Consider the following 21136-nt stretch of genomic DNA (forward strand, 5'->3'; position numbering starts at 1 on the left):
CAGGGACGTTCTAGTGATGCAAAACCTTTACGAGCACTATTGCCATTTATCGACACTTAACGAAAAAGAAAAATCCGATTACATAGAAAGCCTTAAGCATGATGAGGTTACCTATATAGCGTTAAAAAAAATGCTTATGGATGTAAGTATTGATATCACACAAATTTTTAATGAAAGTATTGAGCTTGCTGGAGAACAGATAACTGGCAACCTTCAGACGGGTGATAGTGTATCGAAGTACAAAATAATAGAACTACTTGGTAAAGGGGGAATGGGCAGTGTCTATTTAGGCAAGAGGCAAGATGGCGAGTATGCTCAAGATGTGGCGATTAAGGTTGTACCGCTTGCTCTATTGGATAATGAATCAGAACAGATTTTTAACTATGAAGCTCAGGCTCTTGCTTCATTAAATCACACTAACATTGTCTCAGTTTTAGATGCGGGTCGAGATGAGCGAGGTTTCGCTTATATCGTGATGCAATATGTTAGCGGACAAACCTTGAGCAAATATGTAGAGCGTAATTTGCTATCCGAGCAGCAGAAACTTGAACTGTTTATGCAAGTCATCGATGGAATTACCCATGCTCATGCAAACCAAATACTCCATAGGGATATTAAACCAGAAAATATTTTGGTTGATGCCCAAGGTCAAGTTCACATAATTGATTTTGGTATTTCAAAATTTATTCACTCCCCAAAAACAGAATACGTTGAACCATATTTAAAAGCACTTTCATTTGCTTACGCCTCTCCTGAGCAAAAATTAGGCGAGCATATTACAATTGCATCGGATATCTACAGTCTTGGAAAAGTTTTATATGACTTAATCGATGACACCACTGTCTTGCAAAGTATCGCTTTAAAATCAACTCAAGATGATACGCAACAACGATATCAAACGACTACTGAGCTTAAAGCGGATATTGAAAGCTTTCTTTATAACAAACCAACAATCGCTTTCAATAATCCATGGTATAACTCAGGATTATGGTTCAAACGCAACTATATCCGCTTTTCTTTAGTACTGGTTATTGCGATAGTTAGTGTGATATCTGGAGGCAAGTATTATGATTCCTACATCTATGCTCAACAGCAAACGCTATTAGCGGATAGTAACTTAAAACTTGCTGAGAACATGCTAAAGCAGGTTGATGTTAGAGTAGTAACAGAGATTGAAAGGCAGAGGGCTTTAGTTAACTCCGCTAGGAGTATCGATATTAGCTTACTCCCTTTAGAGCAAGCTGTCAGGTTTACATTGTCTCTGGCTAATGCATATAAAACTATCGGTGACTATAAGCAATGTCAGTTATATACATCAAAATTATCAAAGCTAACTAATGGTAACGCAAAATTTAAAGTTGAAAACTTAATAGCACGAAAGATTCAAATTGAATTAAATGTATTGAATAATAATAACAAAGAGATGCAACATGATCTTATAGTTTTAAATGAAGATGTGTTGAAGCTTACTGACTTATCTGACAACCGACTTTTTTATCTTATCGATTGGGAAGTTGGTACGACTACAATTTCAAATGTAGAGTTGCAAAAATTGTTTGATTTGCTTACCTCAAACCTCGAGCCAGTCAATAGAAATCAAGAGGTTTTGCTGGAACATATTAGATTAATAGCTATGTCTAATATCAGCAAAGCGGAGCAGTTAAGCGGAGTTGAGAAGTTGCTGGAGTTGGTGGAGAGCAATATTTCTGACATATCTTCTAAAAGGTGGGTTAGTCTTTTGCATGACTGGTATCTAATGTCTAATATACAGGGGAAGCAATCGGCTAATAACATCAGTGACCGATTGGTCAAAAATGCTCAATTACTCCAATCCCTGCTAGATAGTGACCACCCATCAGTATATGTATTAGCGATATTGTCTAAGCAGACATCAGTAATTAATGGTTTTCCGCTTCCTGATAGTATTAGTGATATTTATAATAGTATAGATGCTAATGCTATGCCCCCATCATATCAGACAAACTATTTTATTATCGAACTCACAGAGTCGATCAAAAACAATAAACTGGAAGACTCATATTATATAATGAGCAATGTTTATGGTGATTTGTCTAGCTATGGTGAAAATGCACTCAATTACTATTTACAGTTTACGGTGTTTGCCAATAAGTTTAACCGCCAAGACCTATACCTAAACCATCTTTCAACACTCATTGAACACTATCGACAGAAGAATAATTTAGGCCATGCAGCTTACTTTACCTATGCCTTATGTAGTAATTCGGCTAATATTGACGAAAGGTATTCATCTGAATTCAAAGTCGGCGTTGATGCTTGTGATAAAGCAATGGAGTTTTATAAACAATATCAAGGTAGTAACAGTAATTTCTACATCATGTCACAGCTATCTAAGCTAGACCTTTTAACAACTTCAGATGATAGCAAAACATTAAATAGCTTAGTGGATGAAGCAGTTCAGTTAAAGAGGCATATATCTTATCCTGCTACTGAAAGAAAATATTATATAACTCTTTTTAGAGCCTACCTAGAACTGCAGGATTTTACTACTGCAGAGCAGCTCCTTTCTGAGTTTGAGTTATCAACAAAATCTAGCCTGTTTGATAAATATCTCCTTAAATTGGAACTGTTATCAAGAACAGAGAAAATTGATGAACTTGCTGTCGTGTTGAATTCCGTACCAGAAGTTGACTGCAATGGCATTTCAAATTCAAATATTAGAAATTTTAATCTATATCGAAATAATTCAAAAATGAAGCCTAAGTTATTATGCGAAGGAAAGTTGCACTGGAAAGATATAGTAAAGGATACTGATCTAGCAGAAGCTATCTATTCATCAGTCGACAGCTTTGTAACAGGCTTGTAGGGATTTGACATAGTGTTAATGACAATGACAATGACAATGACAATGCCAATTTCGATTAAAGCTTAAATAAAAAAGCTTTAATCGTTATTGGTGAGGTTGTTAAATACTAATTGGTATTGCGGGGCTAGACAAGTACTTGTTTGGTGAGTTTTTTAAATCGCTGGCGCAACCTTTACATACCTTAGGGGCTTCATCGGGCGCTTGGCGCTTAGCCTGTTTAGCGCAAAATAATCCATTGGCGGCATATCAGCGACTAGAAGACTTGTATATCGACCAGCGTTACGACAGCAAACCTACTGCGGTAGAAGTGTCGATGCAAGTAAAAGGGATCCTTAAAGGCCTGCTAGGCAGTCAAGGGGCGGCTGAAATTGTCTCGAACCCATTAGTTAATAGTCATTACATTGCCTGTCGTGGACGCCATTTAAATCGCCTAGTAGGTAAAGCTCCGCTTGCCGTAGGCTTAGCCGCCGCTGCTGTAACCAATCTTGTTAGTCGTAAAACCTTAGCGTGGCATTTTGAACGTTATGTCTTTGGTGTGCAGCAGTCAAAATCTCCGTTTTATCAGCTCACTGATCTGCCCAGCCAATTTCGTGGTCTATCTATAGACAATATTCAGCAAGTATTACTGGCGACGGGCTCTATCCCTTGGGTATTAGCGCCAGTGACAGAGATAGAAGGCGCGCCGAACGGGCACTATTATGATGGCCGTATTACCGATTATCACTTTGATATCCCGCTTACTGCACCCGCTGGGCTTACGCTTTATCCACATTTCTTTGCCAGAATGTCACCCGGCTGGTTCGATAAGTCTTTGCCTTGGCGAGACGCAAAACATAATTACGACAATGCACTTATTTTGGCGCCAACAGATGCTTATCTAAGAAGCCTGCCCTACGGTAAGTTGCCGGATCGTAGTGATTTTACTCATTTTGACTCCGATTCAAGAATTCAATATTGGCGTAAGGCGGCTGAGATGAGTCAAGTGTTAGCAGATGATTTAGCCGATGTCATCGATAAACAATCTCTCCTCGCAAGGCTAGAGCGGCTCTAAAAACATAAATCTAACTGCAATAAAAGCGCATTTTTGGCTGTCTAATAACTAAGCAGTAGTGAGGTCGTTGCTAAATAGCTTGCTGGCTGAAATTTAATCAGCTGCTACACTTTAGCTTTATTGACGATCGTCAAAAAGATGGTCTGGCCTACCTGCTTATGGAGGTTATTATGCGAACACAAGAGATGGCGTTATTGACGCACGATACCTTGCTGTTACCCGAGGGAAGGATAGAGATCCGCGTGGTCGACCCTGCCTATCTGAGCATGATAGCCGAAGTACTGAAACTGCATTATCAATTAGTTTTTGGTATGAGTCGGGCCAATAATGATCTTCCTTGTTATGAAATGGCGACTCAGTGCGAGATCATTGACTTCAATCTACTTGATGATGATTCCCTTGGGATTGTTTTACAAGGCAAGCAAAGGGTCCGCATTTTGTCCGCTGCAAAGCGTCGAGATGGTGTTTGGATCAGCAGAACATTAGCCTGTAATAATTGGCAACAAGAGCCCATCAATGGCGAGTTCGAGCTAATTAGTGCCGCTTTAGAGCAGTTTTATCAAGTAAACCCAGATCTATTTGGCTTGTATGATAATGATATGCACCTCGAAGATGCCTCATGGGTAAGCCAGCGTTGGTTAGAGGTGTTACCGCTATACAATAAAGATAAGTTACGTTTATTGAACCAACCCAATTGTCATAAAACCATGCATTTTGTGCTCGAATTGATCAAGTCCCACGCTAGTGCCAAATCTTATTAGCCTGAACTGATGTCGGTTTTTAGCTTATAGCTTTCAATTAGCCCCATCTGAGCTACTTTTTGTTAAAGTAGCGCTCAGTTTTATGCAATCAGTATTATTTTATGAGCAACTCCGTACGCGCAGCCCAAGCCTCCTATATTGTTTTACCTGCAACGGTAACCGATAAACCCACTGTATTGAGTTTTTTGGTCAGCCACTTTAAAGCGATTGATGAGGCTGTTTGGATTGCACGGATCCAAAGCGGAAAGGTGCATTGGCGAGATGGACAGTTAGTCACTTTGGACAGCGCATTTATCCCTCGGGCTAGGGTTTATTATTATCGCGAAGTACAGCAAGAGTCGTTGATCCCGTTTGAAGAAAAAGTACTGCTACAAAACGAGCAGATCATCATCGCCTTTAAACCCCATTTTTTAGCCGTTAATCCCAGTGGGAACTTTGTCAATGAGTGCCTAGTTAACCGCTTGCGGATTAAGACGGGTAATGAACAGATTGTGGCGGCGCACCGATTAGACAGAGCAACTGCTGGAGTGATGTTATTGTCACTTAACGCCAACAGCCGTCATGATTATCATCAGCTTTTTAAAAGTGGCTGTATCACTAAAACTTATCAGGCTGTTGCAAAGTTATCAGCCCCAATACAAAAATTGATTGCAGCAGCTAAGTTAAGTTTGCCCAACCATTGGACGGTCAAAAATAGATTAGTAAAAGCAGAGCCGAGCTTTATGATGAAAATCGCTGAAGGCGAAGCCAATAGCCATTCTGAAATTAGCTTGATTGCAGTCAAGGGTAACCTAGGTTTGTTTGAACTTACGCCAGTTACTGGTAGAACGCATCAGTTACGTGTGCATATGATGAGCCTTGATATGCCTATCCTGAATGACAGGTTGTATCCTCAATTACTCGACAAAGCGGCCGATGATTTCGACAAACCACTGATGCTGGTTGCTAAACGACTGGCGTTTGTTGATCCGTTATCAAATGAGATTGTTGATATCAGTTGCGATGGTTTTTCGTTGTAAAACACTTGGTTATAAAAGCGTAATCAACTTACTAACTGCGCCTTGGTGGCAAGAATTCTGTTTCACTCATATCGGCATGTAACACCGCTATTTTGGTTGGCGCGCCGTTTTTAGCCAGTTCGACTCTGCCAATACCGCTCATATTCATTAAGCGTTTACTGCGTGCGCCATTGGGGCGACGGCCACGGATCGACATACGTTTGCGCTTGGTAAAAAAGTTGAGTGGTGAGAAGTGTCCGTATAGCCAACCATTCAACTTGTCGAAGTAGGGCAGTAGTTTCTCTGGAAATTGATTTTTAATGCCGCTACACGTTATTTGGTAAATGGCTGGTCCTGCATCCCTAAATCGTATGCTGATGTCATAGGCAAACGAATAGTGAACATCACCAGAGAGGATCACAAACTGCTCCGGTGTTTTACGGTGTTGAAAGATACTCAACAGTGTATTGGCTGTGCCGGGATGTGCCATCCAGTTTTCGGCATCTACCAGTAGTGACGCCCCACAAAGCGTTGCCATTCTCTGTACCGTTTCAATGAGCTTTACCCCATACATAGGGGCCGCTGACACAATAATTACATTGGGTTGGTTAACCAGTTCCGCTTGAAACTCCATTAGCGCCTCCCAGTCCATTAGGCCTGAAGGTTTACCGAGATTAGACTCGCTACGCCAGCGACGGGTGCGAGTATCGAGCACAATAAGTTTAGGACTGGTGTCTAAACTATAATGCCAGTGCTCAAAGCTAAGCAGGGTGTTGATAAGGGTATCTTGGGCTGCACTATCGGGTGATTGAAACAGGGCATCCAGTTGCGGCCGAACGTCAGTATCAAATTTGCTTGGTGCATTGCCGAGCCCTTGAAATAGCGTATAGGCGATAAGGGCATTGCCTATGATCCGCTTTGAAAATGGGTGGTTGTACGCTGCCAATTCCCACCGTGCAGTAAGATTCCAATCATCAGTAATGTCGTGATCATCGAAGATCATATAGGTCGGTATATGGGCAAATAAACGCCGCACTTGCTGCAGGCCACTTTTAAACTCAAGTAAGTGAGTCCATTCTTGCTGCCAGCGCAGCGTGTTAGCGTTGCTAAGACCTGCGACATCTTTAGGGATATCTATCATTTGCCACAACTCTGGCGACCAACTCAGTAGATAAAGCGCTATGAGTTCATTGAGGCTAACCAGGTGGTTCTCAGCGATAGATGAGGTAAAAATTGGATGGTTGATATACCAACGTTTAATGGCCGTTTTAGCCTTATACTGGGTTTTTGGGAGCAAATTTAAATGGCGCTGATACAGGTCTGCTGGTTGATAACTTATCTGTTCACTGCTCGAGAGGCTACAGTCGATAAACTGTTCTTGATTTAAGCCTAATAGCGCGATTACCTCGCCAATGGCATAGAGCATTGGGCCAGCGATATCATCCACATAAACCTGGTCGCCACTTAACATCAGCAGCGATGGCCGCTCTTGCGGTGTTGCTAATTGTGCCACTTGGGTGTCTGCAGCGACTAAGGCATCTCCGCTGTGGTGGTGGGCGTTGCGGCATGAACCATGGAGTAGGTGATCAATGTGTGGTTTGACAATAAACTCAATGGCGGTTTCGTTACCGTAAGTCAGCCCCTTTACCTCGGCAAATAGATTCGGGTTACCGGCGCTACGAAGTTGATAAGCAAGTGGCGTATCGCAAGGAAGTAGGTCTGGTTGTGATAGACGTATTAAATACTGAAATGCATGCTGGCCAAGTGCAACAATATGAATGTCATCTTCTGTTAGATCGCGCTCAAATCCGGCGTTGGTTATCGTTAGGTTTAACCCTGATAACTGTTCGCGGCAAACGAACCATAAGGTAAAATGTTGCTGATCACAGTGGCGTAAACTGGGGCCTGCAATGATGAGCGGCAAAGCATCTTCAAACGACATTTAATAGTTCTTTAGTGAAATAATTCTAAATCCAGAGTAAACCAGTGCTTAGATGAAGAAAACCCCTTAAGCTAAGCACTGGCAATTTCAAGGAGTGAAATGATGGTAAAGATAATGGTAACGGGAGCAACTGGTTTGCTGGGACGAGCGGTGGTGCGTGAGTTACAGGCTAATTCAAATAACCAGATCATCGCTTGTGGCTATAGCCGTGCTAAAGCGGGTGTGCATAAACTCGATTTGACTCAATCAGCCAGCGTGATGGCCTTTGTCGATACCCAGCGCCCAGACGTTATTGTTCACTGCGCTGCAGAGCGCCGCCCAGATGTATCGGAAAAAAATCCTGCCGCGGCACTCGCCCTCAACGCTGAAGCCACCCGCTCACTCGCCTCCGTAGCTAGCCAGTCCGGTGCATGGTTACTCTATATTTCAACTGATTATGTTTTTGATGGCACGGCTCCTCGTTACGCCGAAAATGCGCTAACTCATCCGGTTAATTTTTACGGCGACTCAAAGCGTCAAGGTGAAGTGATAATTACAGGTGCCAAGCAAGATTTTGCCGTACTACGTTTGCCGATCCTCTATGGTGAGGTTGAAACGGTACAAGAGTCAGCAGTGACGGTTTTGCTCAATCATCTACTCGATACAACTGAGCAAAATATTGACGACTGGGCAGTGCGTAGCCCCACTTCAACGGCAGATATCGCCGTGGCAATAGCACAGATGATCCTTGCTAAAACCGCTGGGACGACCTTGTCGGGGTATTATCATTTTAGTGCTAGCAACACCATGAGTAAGTATCAGATGCTGTTGATCATGGGGGAATTACTTGGGCTTAGTACCCAGCACCTTAATCCCGTGACCTCGCCCACAGATAGTGCCAAACGGCCCCATGATTGCACTCTAAGTTGTGAGAAACTTGCCAGTTTATCGATTCAAAGCAAGGTACCGTTTGAGGTAGGAATTGAACGGGCGTTAGCGTTATCACCCAATGTGATGTCCATATTTAAATAGGATGGTTTGCCCATCCCTAAAGTCACAGTGAAAAGAATAACAATCAATGATAAGCCAACGAATGAAAAACCTTTTTAATAGTCACCTAGGTGCAACTGACCAATTAGCATTTCTGCGGTTTGCAGGCTTGCTACTCAAGCTAGGGCTGATTTTTTTTGCTGCCGAAACCTTCGCACTCTCGCTTAGCAGTCCGCTTTTATATTGGGGTATGTGTTTCGAAGCCCTCTATTTGGCGTTTACCTTTAAGCTACGTGAGCCTATCGCTCGCATGGAGTCAGGGTTATTTATCGTGTTGCTACTTGATACGCTATTTTGGATCTCTTGGCTCTATTTTACTGGCGGCGCGACGAATGCGTTTATCTCCTTATTACTATTACCTATCGCATTTGCTGCGATCACTCTGCCCAAATGGGCGCCGTGGACGCTGACACTATTATCGACAGTGGCCTACAGCTTGATGATTTTTTCAGTGCCTGAAAGTCAAATGAAACATCATGGTATGGACATGAGCTCGCACTACTTAGGTATGTGGTTCAACTTTCTCATTTCGTCACTGGTATTAACCACCAGTGTCGCCTACATTGCACAGCGAATGCGTAAGCAAGATGTTGAGCTCGGTTTTATGCGCGAAGCTCAGCTGAGGCAAGAAAAGTTATTAGCTCTTGGCACGGCGTCTGCGCAGATGGCGCACCAGCTAGCAACCCCATTGGCAAGCCTAAGGCTTTTAGTTGATGAAGCGGTAGAGGAGGCACAAGAGCATGGTCACAATGACTCGCCAGTTTTATCCGAAATGAACGGTGCCTTGCAACGTTGTGAGCAAACATTGCACTCGCTACGCACCGCAACAGAGTCGATTCGAGAGCAGAAACAAAGCATAGTGACTGCGAATACATTGCTACAAACCCTGCAACAACAGGTGTTATTGTTGATGCCACAAGTCAAACTAGAACTCACGTTACTTGATGTTGAGACCATCAATCAACATGCATCAACCTCGGTACTGTCTGATGCCAGCCTACTCCCCGCAATGATGTCTTTAGTGGAAAATGCCGCTAGTGCAAGCTTGGCTGAAACCGGTGATCCGCGAGTCACAGTGTCAGCGGTAATCGCCGCAGAAGGTCAGCGTTTATGCGTATCGGTCAGAGATTATGGCAGTGGAATATCAAAACAGATGCGAGCTCAAGTCGGACATCAACTTATTCAAAGCGAACAAGGCATGGGCATGGCATTGCTGTTAAGCCACGCAAGCTTCGAGCGGCTCGGTGGTCGATTGCTATTGGGCAGTATTGCAAGTGGCGGCACCGTTGCCGAAGTGAGTTTTCCACTGCACGCCGATATTGAAGCATCGAATGGAGAGTTATCATGAGCCGGTTACTGATTATTGAAGATGACCTCGCGCTAGCGAGTGTGCTCAGCCGGCGTATGAGTAAGCAAGGTTTCGAGTGTCAGCAGTGTCACAATGCCACAGAAGGGCTGTTGCTTGCCCGCCAGTTTAGGCCGACGCATCTGCTGCTTGATATGAAATTGGAGCAGGAAAATGGGCTTAAGCTTATCTCCCCACTGCGGCAGTTATTGCCTAAAGTCACTATGGTGTTATTGACTGGGTATGCCAGTATCGCCACTGCGGTCGAGGCTATTCGTCTTGGTGCAGATAATTATTTGGCGAAGCCCGTCGACACCCAAACGTTGTTAAATGCTTTATCAATGACTCCGACTGATATGGCGATAGAGCCGTTGCTCGAAGAGCCTATCTCCCCCAAAAGATTGGAATGGGAGCATATTCAGCAGGTACTGAATGCAAACAGTGGCAATGTTTCAGCAACAGCTAGGCAATTGGGTATGCATCGCCGCACCTTACAGCGCAAATTACTTAAAAAGCCGATTGTTGATCATCGCTAGCGTAGATCAAATAAAGCGCTTGCTTACAGCGGAACTCAATATCAGTTAGTTACTTTTTATAACTACACTAGTAGTGATTTTTAATGCGTTGTTGCTTCTAAATCCATTTATGGCACTGAATGTGCCAAATGTAGGGCAAAAGTTGGACAAATATATCGCATAGTCGTTATGCTGAATTGAGGTAAGCACCGCGAAAATAATGATAGTTTACTCTGACTCGGAGTTGTCTATGAGTAAAAATACTGTTTTCAATACTGATACTTTCCTACTAGAAGATCCAAACGAACTTATTTCCACTGACAAATGGCAAAAAACGGTTAATTTATTAGCCAAGCTTTTTGACGCCCCTGCGGGTTTTTTAGTGCAATATACCGAAAAAGGTTTTCAAGTTACCATCGCTAGCGAGCAAGAGTCTAATCCATATGCTGCCGGTATTATTATCGAACCCAAGGTGAATATTTTTTGTCGCCGTATCGTAGAAACCCGCCAAGAGCTATATGTTAACAACGCTCTCATTGATAACTGCTGGGATAATAACCCTGAAGTTCACAGTGACGGTTTTAGATCCTATTTAGGTGTGCCTGTGTTTTGGCCCAGCGGCGAGCCTTTTGGCACTTTCTGTGTAATGGATTACAAAGAGACCAACTATAAAGCCACCTACCTTGAGCTGATACGCCATCTTAAAGATATCTTGGAATCAGACCTATCATTACTGGGCGCCTATGCCGAGATGCAAAAATTGGCAATTACCGATCCATTATCAGGCGTCCATAATCGACGCGGTTTTAACGTGCTTGCAGAGCAACGGATTAAATTAGCCCTGAGAACTAAAACAACACTTGGTCTTCTGTATTTGGATGTAGATAATTTCAAAGCGATTAATGATCAATATGGTCATAGTGTTGGAGATAATGTCATCTCGCTTATAGGCTTGGTATTAACAAAGTCTGTGCGTCAATCTGACGTGATTGGTCGTCTCGGCGGTGATGAATTTGTTGCTTTGGTGATGTTCGATGATCAGGAAGATCTACAGGCTGTAAAATGCAGAATTGCAGCTGCGCTTTGCTTACATCATCAAGTGGAGCAGCTGCCGCTGTTTACGGTTTCGATAGGCATAACAGAAACCAATGATTCCACCACTATAAGTGATTTGCTTGAAGCTGCGGACAAAGACATGCTGCAGAAAAAGCGTCGATTAGCTTTGTAGTGAATTATCCAATCAACTAAACAAAAATTCCCCGAGACAGAGGAGGTCAGCTCGGGGCAAAAGAAAGTGGAGCCGATGGCCTGTCGCACTTTCGGTTAACTTTATCAGTGCCTAGAAGCGATACTCACCAGTAAACCAAGCATTTAATCCTGTACCTGGCATACGTTCGCCTGGGGCTATCTCACTGCCCATAACGCGATTATAGCCAGCTAAATGGTCTTGGTAGTCAGTATTAAACAGGTTATCGATACCTGCTTTTAGTAGCCAGTTTTCCGCATCATAGCCTACTGACAGGTTCACCAAGGCATAACCCGCTGTTGTTTGCTCAAACTGTGTTTCTGATACCTTATTCTGCGCCGCCACTGCACGGGTTTCGATACGGGCAATCCAGTTGTTAATGTTGAAATTGAGTCCAAAATTCAGATTGGCAGGGCTGATGCGATAGAGGTTATCGTTAATATCACGGCGTTCGCCACGCACGTAACTTGCTACCATATCGGCATTGAAGAACTCGTTTAGCTGATAGGTCGCACTAATATCCATGCCGTAAAATTGTGCGTCAACATTGGCAAACTGCATTGGGTTATCATCACCCATCATGCTTGCAGCCATGATGACAGCGGGATCTGTAGCAGCAACACCTTGAATGTAATCATTAATGCGCTGGAAAAATATCCGTGGGCTCAGGCTGAAGTTATCCGTTTGATAGTCGCTGCCCAGTTCGATTTGGTAAGCGGTTTCTAAGTCGAGATCAACTTGGCCAACATAAGTGCGACCATCTGCAAGTCCACCAGTTGATTGCATAGGTACCCACAGGTATCGTTGCTGGTAGCTAGCACTATCTTGTTTACGTGCAAGTCCAACTACCCAGCTGAGTTTATCAGTTTGCGAGTAGCGCCCATTTATCGCTAAATCCACCCCCGTTTGAGACTGTGAGCGGTCGCTATTATTAAACTGCATCATTAACATATTAATTGGCGGCATGGTGCTCGCCATAGAATGCCCCACTTCCCCTGCATCAGTTTGATAGTGTTTTACCCGTGCGCCGATCTGCCAGTTCCACTGATCAATATCTTGTTGCCATTGCGCAAAAGCACTAAAGCTATTGTCGCTGACATCATTGAAATTATCGACATTAAACATCGGGCTGGTGGGATCGGATATAACGGAATTGTGTTGGCTAAGTTGTGCATCTAAGCCAAATATCCAAGCATCTTGAGCGATTGATATCAGCGCATCGTAGCTTTGACTATCGGCATTATTATACCGTGCATTCATGCTTGGCATTTTCATACGTTGGCTGAAATTATCCATGCCGTGCTTGGCATCACTATAGGCAATATGCCAATTCATATCCCAATTATTAAGGTCGTGTTGTCCCTCTACTTTAACTCTATCGGTACGGATAAAGTCGATATCCATGGGTAGGGCTGGTGTTCCGGCATCGGTCGTTTCTAGATGCTGATAGCCAACCGCTATGGATTCATTACCACCAGTATTGCCCGCTAAGTTGTAACGGTACTGTCCGCCAACCATGGTTTTGTCGTAAGTGGTCGGAGAGATAACTTTATCACCGCCGGATGTGGCGTTGTCATTGCCGTTGAGCATGTCTGCGTACACCAAGACAGCATGTTGCTCACTGCCAAAGTTGCCCTTACCACCCACATAGCTCCGCTCGCCATTGTCTTGGTATTGAGCAGTAACTTTACCGCTCACTTCATCAAAGCTGGCTTGTGACTCAATAACTTGCACACTGCCACCAATAGTATTAGTGCCTGCTGATACTGGCGCGATACCGCGTGTCATCTCCAGTCGTTCTGTTAGCACCAAGCTGGCGTAGCTTAACGGCGTATCCATGGCATTAGGGCCTGCGCTCGACAGCGTCATGCCATTGACTTGGGTGTTAACTTTGTCACCGTATAAACCTCGATACTGGGCAATGCCGGTTAATGGGCCGTTACCATTTACCGAGGCACCAGGCAGGTTGCTCAATAGGCCACTGATGTCTGTTTGCGGTGTGGCGGATTCTGGTGCTACAGCACTATAGCTACCCTGATGTTGCCCGCTGACTTCGATAACTTCAAAGACAGAATCATCGGCGAAAGTAGCTAAAGGAGATAAAGCGGAGAGCACAGATAAAGAGACTAAAGATAGAGGCAACTTCATAATAATGTTGTTTATTTGTTTTGAATGTAGCGGATAGTGTCAGTCGGTCTTTGCTTTAGCAAAGCTAAATCAACAAACTGCGACAAGCTGTCGCAGGCAAATAACAGTAGTGGTGTAGACCTTTGGGATCGTAAAAGTTCTTAGCTTGGTTTGTGCAAGATCGTGGCCTTCGCCAACTCTGGCGTTAATAGCAGGGTAAAGTGTTGGTTAGTCGTACTGCGGAATGAAAATAACCAAGTGTGATGAGGGCATGCCGAATTTCTAGTTGTTTACTAACAAATAGGCAAACGTTAAAAGCGTTGGCAACTTCTAATGAACAAGATATCGCACTATAATGGCGCTGAACTGCACAACAATTTAGGCATGAATGAATAATAACCGAGAGATAATCGCGATCTTACGCGAGCGTATTCCTACGTTCGAATGTACGCCAGGTTGTCATGACTGTTGTGGACCAGTGACCACTTCCTCTGAAGAAATATCGCGGCTGCCAGTAAAAACAGACGCTGAGCATGATGCTGCATTAGCGGAGTGGAACTGCGTTCACTTGGGGCCTAATGGTTGTGAAGTCTATGAAGAGCGACCATTGATCTGTCGAGTCTTTGGTACCACACCGAATATGCCTTGCCCCAATAGTTGTCGCCCTAAAGAGATGATTGACTCGAAAACTGAGCGACAGATCCATCACTTTATTGCCAACACACGACAAGTATTGGTGTAATAATCAGTGGCCAACGCTTGTTGACCACTGCAATGATATCGCAGTTCTGTTTATTCGTACTCTGAAGAGTAAGTTTCTTTGTAAGAGTGAGAATAGAGTTCAAAAAGGCTGCCAAATGGGTCTTCTAAATAGACCATTTTGTAGGGTTTGTTATCATCTTCTGGGTGATAGCGCATTGTATCCATTCTTACTTTTCCGCCATATTGGTTAACTTTCTCAATAACACCTTCGAAGTCATCTGTTTCTAAACAGAAATGGAACAGACCAATTTTGCTGAAATCGACGTTATGTCTCTCCTCTCTGTCTTTCATTTCAAACAGTTCAAAACCGATACCGTCGGTAGTGACAAGGTGAGCAATATTGAACCCTTTGAAACCCTGTCCAAAAACGGCAATACACATGGCACCGATGGCGGTTTCTCTCTCTTCAATCACTGCAGCTTTACTCATGACGATTTCAAGACCTAAGGCTTTGGTATAAAACTCGACCGCTTTATCCATGTCTGCAACCATAATTCCTACATGACTCATCTTCATAATGACTTTACCTTTGTGTTTATGGGTATTGGTTGTTTGTTTCGATGAGTAAAGTATATGGCGGTCATTTTATTTCGTAAAATTATCAAAAGTTATAATATTAATAACTATGCGTAATGAATAAGGCGGGGAAGCAAAGTTGAACTATGTTTATGACCGTGTTTATAACTATGACATGCTCCACCTTATGATCTAATAAGGTGGTCGCAGTTGATTCGTTAAAATAACGCTGGGTAATCAGACTCAAATGCTTGGGTCTTTTGCTTAATAAAATCGATTACTGTGCGAATTTTATGGCTGGGATAATCGCTTTGTAAGTAGACCAATTGCAGTGGAATATTGTCGGCAATATGATCCGAAAATAGCAGTACTAGAGCTCCTTGATGGACCTCTTTGGCGACATCAAACCAGCTCTTATACGCAATCCCTTCACCCGCTAATGCCCAATCTTTGATAACAGCGCCATCGTTGCAGCTTTTGTTGCCAATGACATTAACTGCATACTGCTGAGCTTTATGGCTAAAGTGCCATTTGTGCCAAGGTTCACCATCGCGATTGAGGATGAGTATCTTGTGCTGAGAAAGTTCTTTGGGATGTATTGGTAAGCCATGTTGTTCGATATAGCTGGGCGATGCAACTGCAACTCTTGGCATTAGTGCCAGCTGGCGTCTCATTAGGCTTGAATCTTCCAACTGCCCATAGCGCAAAGCTAAGTGTACATTTTGGCTGATAAGGTCTGTCATTTGGTCGCCAAAATACAGGGTTAGTTTTAGCTCTGGTGCGGTGTTAGCGAGTTCATCTAACCATGCACGAATGATATTACGGCCAAGGTCGGATGGCAGTGCAATACGCAGATCTCCTTTCAGTTCACCGCGGTTATCTGCCAAGGCGTTACTGGCATTGTCGAGCAGTTGCAATGCTTGTCTGGCGGATTCAATGAACAGATGACCCTCTTCTGTAAGTTTCATTTTTCGTGTTGAACGGGCGAACAGTAAGCAATCGAGTTTCTTCTCTAGCCGCTGTAGCGCCGCACTGGCAGCCGCAGGCGTCATGCCAAGCTCACGCCCTGCGGCCGAAATGCTTTGTAGATCGGCAATGCGGATCGTCAACTTCAGATCATTTAGATGGTACATATCAAATAATTTTTGAAAATGATTTCAATATTAGCCCAATTATCAAAATTAGTTAATGGGATTACACTGTTTTACATCATTTGATTTGATCATCTTGGATTGATCAAGTCAGCAAAACTTCGACGTTTTTAGCATACATCAGGAGCTACTATGAACCTTTTTACCCCGTACCATAAATCCCACTTGTCATTAAATAATCGTGTGGTTATGGCGCCAATGACGCGCTCTCGAACCACCCAACCTGGCAATATACCCAATGAGATGATGGCTACATATTATGGCCAGCGAGCATCTACGGGGTTGATTATTAGTGAGGCGACACAGATCTCTGATGATAGCCAAGGCTATTCGTTTACCCCAGGAGTTTACACTCAAGAGCAAGTAGCGGGTTGGCAAAAAGTGACGGCGGCAGTACATCAAGCGGGTGGGAAGATATTCAACCAACTGTGGCATGTTGGCCGGGTGTCTCACCCTGTGTTTCAACAAGGTGCTGCGCCGATCGCGCCTTCGGCAATCAAGCCGACCGATACGCAAGTTTGGGTGGTTGATGAAGCGCATCCTGATGGGCAGATGTTTGATTGCCCAACGCCTAGAGCGATGGATCAAGCTGATATTGATCGGGTGGTGGCTGACTTTGCTCAAGCGGCTAAGAACTCGATTGATGCTGGCTTTGATGGGGTTGAAGTCCACGGGGGGAATGGCTATTTAATTGATCAGTTTCTGCGGACTAACTCCAACCATAGAACCGATGTTTATGGTGGCTCACCATTGAAGCGTATTCAGTTTCTGCTTGATATTGTTAGAGCGGTAAGTGCAAAGATCGGCTCCGATAAAGTGGGTGTTAGATTAGCGCCGTTTGTCACCTTTAAAGATATGGGTTGCCCGGAAATTGTAGAAACCATTTTATTGGCAGCGGAATATCTAGGCCAGCAGGGGATTGCATATGTCCATCTTTCGGAAGCTGATTGGGATGATGCGCCGCAGATCCCAGAGAGTTTTAGGATCAAGTTAAGGCAAGTTTTCAATGGCACCATTATTGTGGCTGGACGTTATGATGTTGAGCGCGCCAGTGCCGTGATAGGCAAAGGTTATGCTGACTTAGTTGCTTTTGGCCGCTCATTTATTGCCAATCCAGATCTTCCCTATCGGTTACAGCATCAACTGCCATTAGCTGATTTCGATAAAGGACCGCTGTTTGGCGGCGGAGCAGCGGGATACATCGATTACCCTGCGTTAACGGCTTAAATAGCACACGGAAAAATAGAGAAGGGGCTACGCCGCCTCTCTATTTTAATACTATTCAGAACTCGGTGTTTCAACCGCAAAATAGTAATTGTACTCTTCGATTAGACTTAATATTTTAGGATCTTTGATGACCGCTGCCGTAAATTGATCGACAGTCGATACAGCCCATGCAAGGGCGCTATCATCTAAGCCTCCAGGACCTTGATCTTGGTAGATATTAATCGCGTCGGTGAAATTCTCTCTATATTCGAATTTTGCCAGACTTTGATTATTGACTCGAAGCTCATAAGTCAGCACCAAGTCGTTATTAACGACAACAGGAAGTAAGCCGAGTGAACCGCCAGCCAGCATCGCAGAGGTTAGTCCTGCAGCCGTACCGCCAGCAGTCGCTTCTAATCTATGGTGTACATATATCTTAATCGGGTTACCTAAGCTTTCTTTATCAATGTCGGTAAATGCCTGATGTAATCTGATTTTGTCGTAAATATCATCACTATTAATGGTGCTAATAAACATCGCTGGTGGCAGTTTTACTGCAGTTGCAGTTGCAGTTGCAGTTTCAGTCATGGTCTGTGCTACTACGGGCTGGATCATTATTATGCTGGCCGTTAGCATCGCTATAAGTGTGTTTTTCATAATCAGTTCCTATTGATAGCAAGCTAGTTGAACCACAGCAGACAAGGCCGCTTTATTGCTGGTACGAATATTTCCCTCGAGGTTAGGTTCAACCTCTTTAAAGGGGATGTTATTACGTTGCAAAAATTTGGCGGCGTACTTTGCATTAAGTGCAAAGTTAACGTTCTGCGGCAGTGCGCCAGATTCGATAAGTGCTGCGGCGTTCAAGGTACTAACGGTGATGCCTATTAACTCACCACCATCAGAAACAACAGGGCCGCCACTTGATCCTGGTTGTATCGGAGCTGAAAACTGAAACAAACCGACAGAGCCTTTAAGGGCAGTATGTGAGCTAACATTACCGCGAGTTAAGTTGGGCGAAACGGCCAGTAAGCCTTGTAATGGATAGCCTACGTTAGTGACGGGTTCACCAAGAAAGAGTTCGGCATTTTTACGCAGTGGTAGGTAAGCCTCTCTTGGCTGGCCAGTACCTACAACGGCCAGATCTAACAGGTTTGAGTCTGCTTCAACTTGAGCGTCATAACTATTATTGTTGTCATGGATTTTGGCTACCATGCAGTGATCAAGTACGTGTGCAGCGGTGAGAATTTGGCCATGTTCATTGATATAAAAACCAGTGCCGCTACTGACAGGCTTTTCCATATTGGCTAATAGAAGCGGATCCACATTTTTCATCGCTTTAGTTGCGGTTAAGTTGCTGCTATCGGGTGTTAGATTATTAAGAATATCCACCACGACTAATTGTGTTGCTCGCATCGCTGCATTATATAAACCAGTGCCACTGCCTATTTGACCAATATCAGCTTTATAGGTTTTCTTGCCCTTGCGGATGACTTTATCGTTATCGTTATAGACCTTATATGTCATGGTCATATGCGCCTTGCCGCTGGAAAATTCCCATTCAGGGTCTAAGTCAATTAGCAGACCATAGGTGTCATCACTTTTTTTATCTAATGCTTGAGCATCGCCAAAATAGGTACTAAATACATCATCGACTCCGGTTGAGAGTGCTTTACCTGGCTCAACCCAGACGTTCCAATTATCAAGGTAGAAGCGGCTTGTGGTATGCGAGTATGGCAGGTAGTAAGCCACTTTTGTTACCGCAGGTATTTGAATTGACTTGGCCAGCTTAACGCCTCTTGGAAGCTTGTTGGCGTTGATTTTTGTGCTGACACAGCCAGTTAGTATTAGCGAGCTCATTAATGTAATGAGCAGAAGATAGAGTCGCATAGATTATCCTTTTTACGAATGCGAGCGAGGGATGTAGGTTAATCACCTCAAGTATGGTGGCAATGGCTGCCGCAAATAAGGAGGGTGTTTGTAGTTAATGACTCTCCCTAAAAGAAAGGTGACTTTACTGCAACAAATGTTCAACATCAACTTGTATCAGTATTTTTACTTATGAATTATCTATTTAGCATCAGGCTTGTGTGCCGGTGATAGTGTTAAATAGACGCTAGACGGGGTGGTGTTATCAATAAGTATGCTTTGTTATTGATGGGTCTGTTTTATGCTTTACAGGGGCTAAAACAGATGCTGAACAATGGAAAATTGCGAGCGTGGAGTTTTTATTAAAACGCTAGGGAGTGCTAACTCCCCACTATTTGTCGATAGCTAATGTTAGACCTTTAATTTCAAGTACCAATTATGGATAGCGAGCTCCTAAGCTTTTCACAGACCATGACGCCAGCTTTAGTGCTTCAGATCTGTATAAAGATGCCACTGACGTCGGCCCATTTCAAGTACTACTCCGACGGTAAGTCCAGCAGCAGTATTAACCAGCAGACAGATAGCGGCGGTTGATAGGATCACAAAAATACAGAAAGGCTTACCATCGATAAAGCGTTTTGACCAAGCCAGTTGAGTCCCTGCAATTGCCAGTAAACTGCCTAATACCGCCAGTGGAATAAGCGATAGCAAGCTGGCGATCCCCTGCCCCCAGAAAGCGGCTATTAATAGGCAGGTCGTGCCAAATATAGTTGGTGCTAACCAAGTGCGGGCACCAAAGTGATGCTGTACTGCCAAGCCTCCTGCACCGTGGCACATTGCGGTTGCACCAAAAGGCGCTAACAGTAAATTTGCCCAACCGGAGCTGGCGGCAAAACGCTCTGGTGCAAAGTTCTCTTTATCATCGTTGGGAAACTTCTCTTTAGCCATGGCGGAGGTGGCAATTACCGCATTGGTCAGTGTTAATGCCAGTTGTGGTAGTACTAATAAACCCGCTGCGGAGCTCCATTCATCGATACTCGGCCAGCCTAACTGCCATGGGGTATAAGTTGAAAGATCAAAGCTGGGTGCGGTTCCGCTATTTAGTTGCCAGACAATGCCCATGCTAATCACCAAGGGCATGGCTAAATAGCGCAGTGGCAAGAATTTACTGCCAAAGAGCAGCGCAAAGGCAATGAGTCCGATAAGCCAAGTTTGACTCATCATCTGCCCCCCCATCCAAATGAGTTGAATACCAATCGCTAACTGAATGCCGATGCTGATGGCGGGAGACAGCTGTTTTGCCATCCATTTAATGGCACCGCTATAAGCGAGAACCAGCAAAATAATGCCCATCATCATGCCACTGGCTTGTAGCATGCCAGGCGTTAGGCCTTGAGCTATCACTAAGGCGGTGATGACTTTCATCGGCTGTATCGGAATAGGGCGACGATAGAGGAATGCGGTAAATAGTGCAAACAGGCCAAAACCCATAAAGATCCCTTGTGGGGAAAAATGGTTTAAGGCGATAAGGCCAAGCACTAAGGGTAGAAAGGTACCTAAATCGGCAAAGGCGCCGCTAAACTCTCCTGAATATTGGTTAACACTATAAAAGCGGTTGAACTTACATCTCATATAACTTGCCGTGGGAAAAGAACCCGTAATACATCGCAAGTTTAGTGCCAAGAATTTACCGATAAATACACCGTAAAAACCGACTTAATCAGCTATTTTCCAACGTTATTGAGACAAGTTGACGCAGGCAGGTAAATATTATGG

16 protein-coding genes and 1 pseudogene are annotated in these 21136 nt (G+C 43.9%); 10 read left to right on the top strand and 7 right to left on the bottom strand.

Annotated elements, in window-relative coordinates; genetic code table 11:
• The first annotated feature begins 16 nt into the window (after window positions 1-16).
• The 4 genes and pseudogenes from JK628_RS02360 (at window position 17) to JK628_RS02375 (ending at window position 5676) form a co-directional block, all read left to right on the top strand.
• A complete protein-coding gene (locus JK628_RS02360) occupies window positions 17-2845 on the top strand; it encodes a serine/threonine-protein kinase (protein WP_237524210.1) in 2829 nt (942 codons plus the stop codon).
• A 109-nt stretch (window positions 2846-2954) separates the two neighbouring features.
• Window positions 2955-3896, top strand: a pseudogene (locus JK628_RS02365) (alpha/beta hydrolase); the annotation flags it as partial.
• Between the two features lie 170 nt (window positions 3897-4066).
• Complete coding sequence (locus tag JK628_RS02370) at window positions 4067-4657, top strand: LON peptidase substrate-binding domain-containing protein (protein WP_202287682.1); 591 nt, start codon at window positions 4067-4069, stop codon at window positions 4655-4657.
• Window positions 4658-4758: 101 nt separating this feature from the next.
• A complete protein-coding gene (locus JK628_RS02375; protein WP_202287683.1) occupies window positions 4759-5676 on the top strand; it encodes a pseudouridine synthase in 918 nt (305 codons plus the stop codon).
• A 31-nt stretch (window positions 5677-5707) separates the two neighbouring features.
• Here JK628_RS02375 and JK628_RS02380 read toward each other — a convergent pair whose 3' ends face one another.
• Window positions 5708-7597, bottom strand: a complete 1890-nt coding sequence (locus tag JK628_RS02380; RefSeq protein WP_202287684.1) for an alkaline phosphatase D family protein — start codon at window positions 7595-7597, stop codon at window positions 5708-5710.
• Window positions 7598-7699: 102 nt separating this feature from the next.
• Here JK628_RS02380 and JK628_RS02385 point away from each other — a divergent pair, with 102 nt between their 5' ends.
• The 4 genes from JK628_RS02385 (at window position 7700) to JK628_RS02400 (ending at window position 11714) form a co-directional block, all read left to right on the top strand.
• The gene (locus JK628_RS02385) at window positions 7700-8608 is read left to right on the top strand and encodes a dTDP-4-dehydrorhamnose reductase family protein (protein WP_202289688.1); all 909 of its coding nucleotides are present in this window, start codon (window positions 7700-7702) and stop codon (window positions 8606-8608) included.
• A 61-nt stretch (window positions 8609-8669) separates the two neighbouring features.
• A complete protein-coding gene (locus JK628_RS02390; RefSeq protein WP_202287685.1) occupies window positions 8670-9974 on the top strand; it encodes an ATP-binding protein in 1305 nt (434 codons plus the stop codon).
• On the top strand, window positions 9971-10507 hold the full coding sequence (locus JK628_RS02395) for a response regulator transcription factor (RefSeq protein WP_202287686.1): 537 nt from the start codon (window positions 9971-9973) through the stop codon (window positions 10505-10507). Before JK628_RS02390 ends, JK628_RS02395 begins: the two co-directional genes overlap by 4 nt.
• A 229-nt stretch (window positions 10508-10736) precedes the next feature.
• The gene (locus tag JK628_RS02400) at window positions 10737-11714 is read left to right on the top strand and encodes a sensor domain-containing diguanylate cyclase (RefSeq protein ID WP_202287687.1); all 978 of its coding nucleotides are present in this window, start codon (window positions 10737-10739) and stop codon (window positions 11712-11714) included.
• 111 nt (window positions 11715-11825) lie between these two features.
• On the opposite strand, the gene JK628_RS02405 is transcribed toward JK628_RS02400, so the two are convergent.
• Window positions 11826-13880 carry a TonB-dependent receptor plug domain-containing protein gene (locus JK628_RS02405; protein ID WP_202287688.1) on the bottom strand — a complete coding sequence of 685 codons (2055 nt, stop codon included), beginning with the start codon at window positions 13878-13880 and terminating at the stop codon, window positions 11826-11828.
• 367 nt (window positions 13881-14247) lie between these two features.
• Here JK628_RS02405 and JK628_RS02410 point away from each other — a divergent pair, with 367 nt between their 5' ends.
• Window positions 14248-14601, top strand: coding sequence for a YkgJ family cysteine cluster protein (locus JK628_RS02410; RefSeq protein ID WP_202287689.1), 354 nt, complete (start codon window positions 14248-14250; stop codon window positions 14599-14601).
• A gap of 50 nt (window positions 14602-14651) precedes the next feature.
• Here JK628_RS02410 and JK628_RS02415 read toward each other — a convergent pair whose 3' ends face one another.
• Together JK628_RS02415 and JK628_RS02420 are read right to left on the bottom strand one after the other, a co-directional pair.
• Window positions 14652-15137, bottom strand: a complete 486-nt coding sequence (locus tag JK628_RS02415) for a VOC family protein (RefSeq protein WP_202287690.1) — start codon at window positions 15135-15137, stop codon at window positions 14652-14654.
• 218 nt (window positions 15138-15355) lie between these two features.
• Window positions 15356-16270, bottom strand: a complete 915-nt coding sequence (locus JK628_RS02420; protein WP_202287691.1) for a LysR family transcriptional regulator — start codon at window positions 16268-16270, stop codon at window positions 15356-15358.
• Between the two features lie 150 nt (window positions 16271-16420).
• On the opposite strand from JK628_RS02420, the gene JK628_RS02425 reads away from it, so the two are divergent.
• Window positions 16421-17515: an alkene reductase gene (locus JK628_RS02425; RefSeq protein ID WP_202287692.1), complete on the top strand. Its 1095-nt coding sequence runs from the start codon at window positions 16421-16423 to the stop codon at window positions 17513-17515.
• Window positions 17516-17566: 51 nt separating this feature from the next.
• Here the strand turns inward: JK628_RS02425 and JK628_RS02430 are convergent, their stop codons facing one another.
• The 3 genes from JK628_RS02430 to JK628_RS02440 all read right to left on the bottom strand — a co-directional run bounded on the left by JK628_RS02430 (window position 17567) and on the right by JK628_RS02440 (window position 20992).
• Window positions 17567-18151, bottom strand: a complete 585-nt coding sequence (locus JK628_RS02430; RefSeq protein ID WP_202287693.1) for a hypothetical protein — start codon at window positions 18149-18151, stop codon at window positions 17567-17569.
• Window positions 18152-18160: 9 nt separating this feature from the next.
• Window positions 18161-19381 carry a S1 family peptidase gene (locus JK628_RS02435; RefSeq protein WP_202287694.1) on the bottom strand — a complete coding sequence of 407 codons (1221 nt, stop codon included), beginning with the start codon at window positions 19379-19381 and terminating at the stop codon, window positions 18161-18163.
• A 462-nt stretch (window positions 19382-19843) separates the two neighbouring features.
• Window positions 19844-20992 (bottom strand): putative sulfate/molybdate transporter, encoded by a 1149-nt coding sequence (locus JK628_RS02440; protein ID WP_202287695.1) that lies wholly within the window; start codon window positions 20990-20992, stop codon window positions 19844-19846.
• Window positions 20993-21136: the final 144 nt, after the last annotated feature.

The sequence above is a fragment of the Shewanella sp. KX20019 genome (assembly GCF_016757755.1).
Classification (GTDB): Bacteria; Pseudomonadota; Gammaproteobacteria; order Enterobacterales; family Shewanellaceae; genus Shewanella.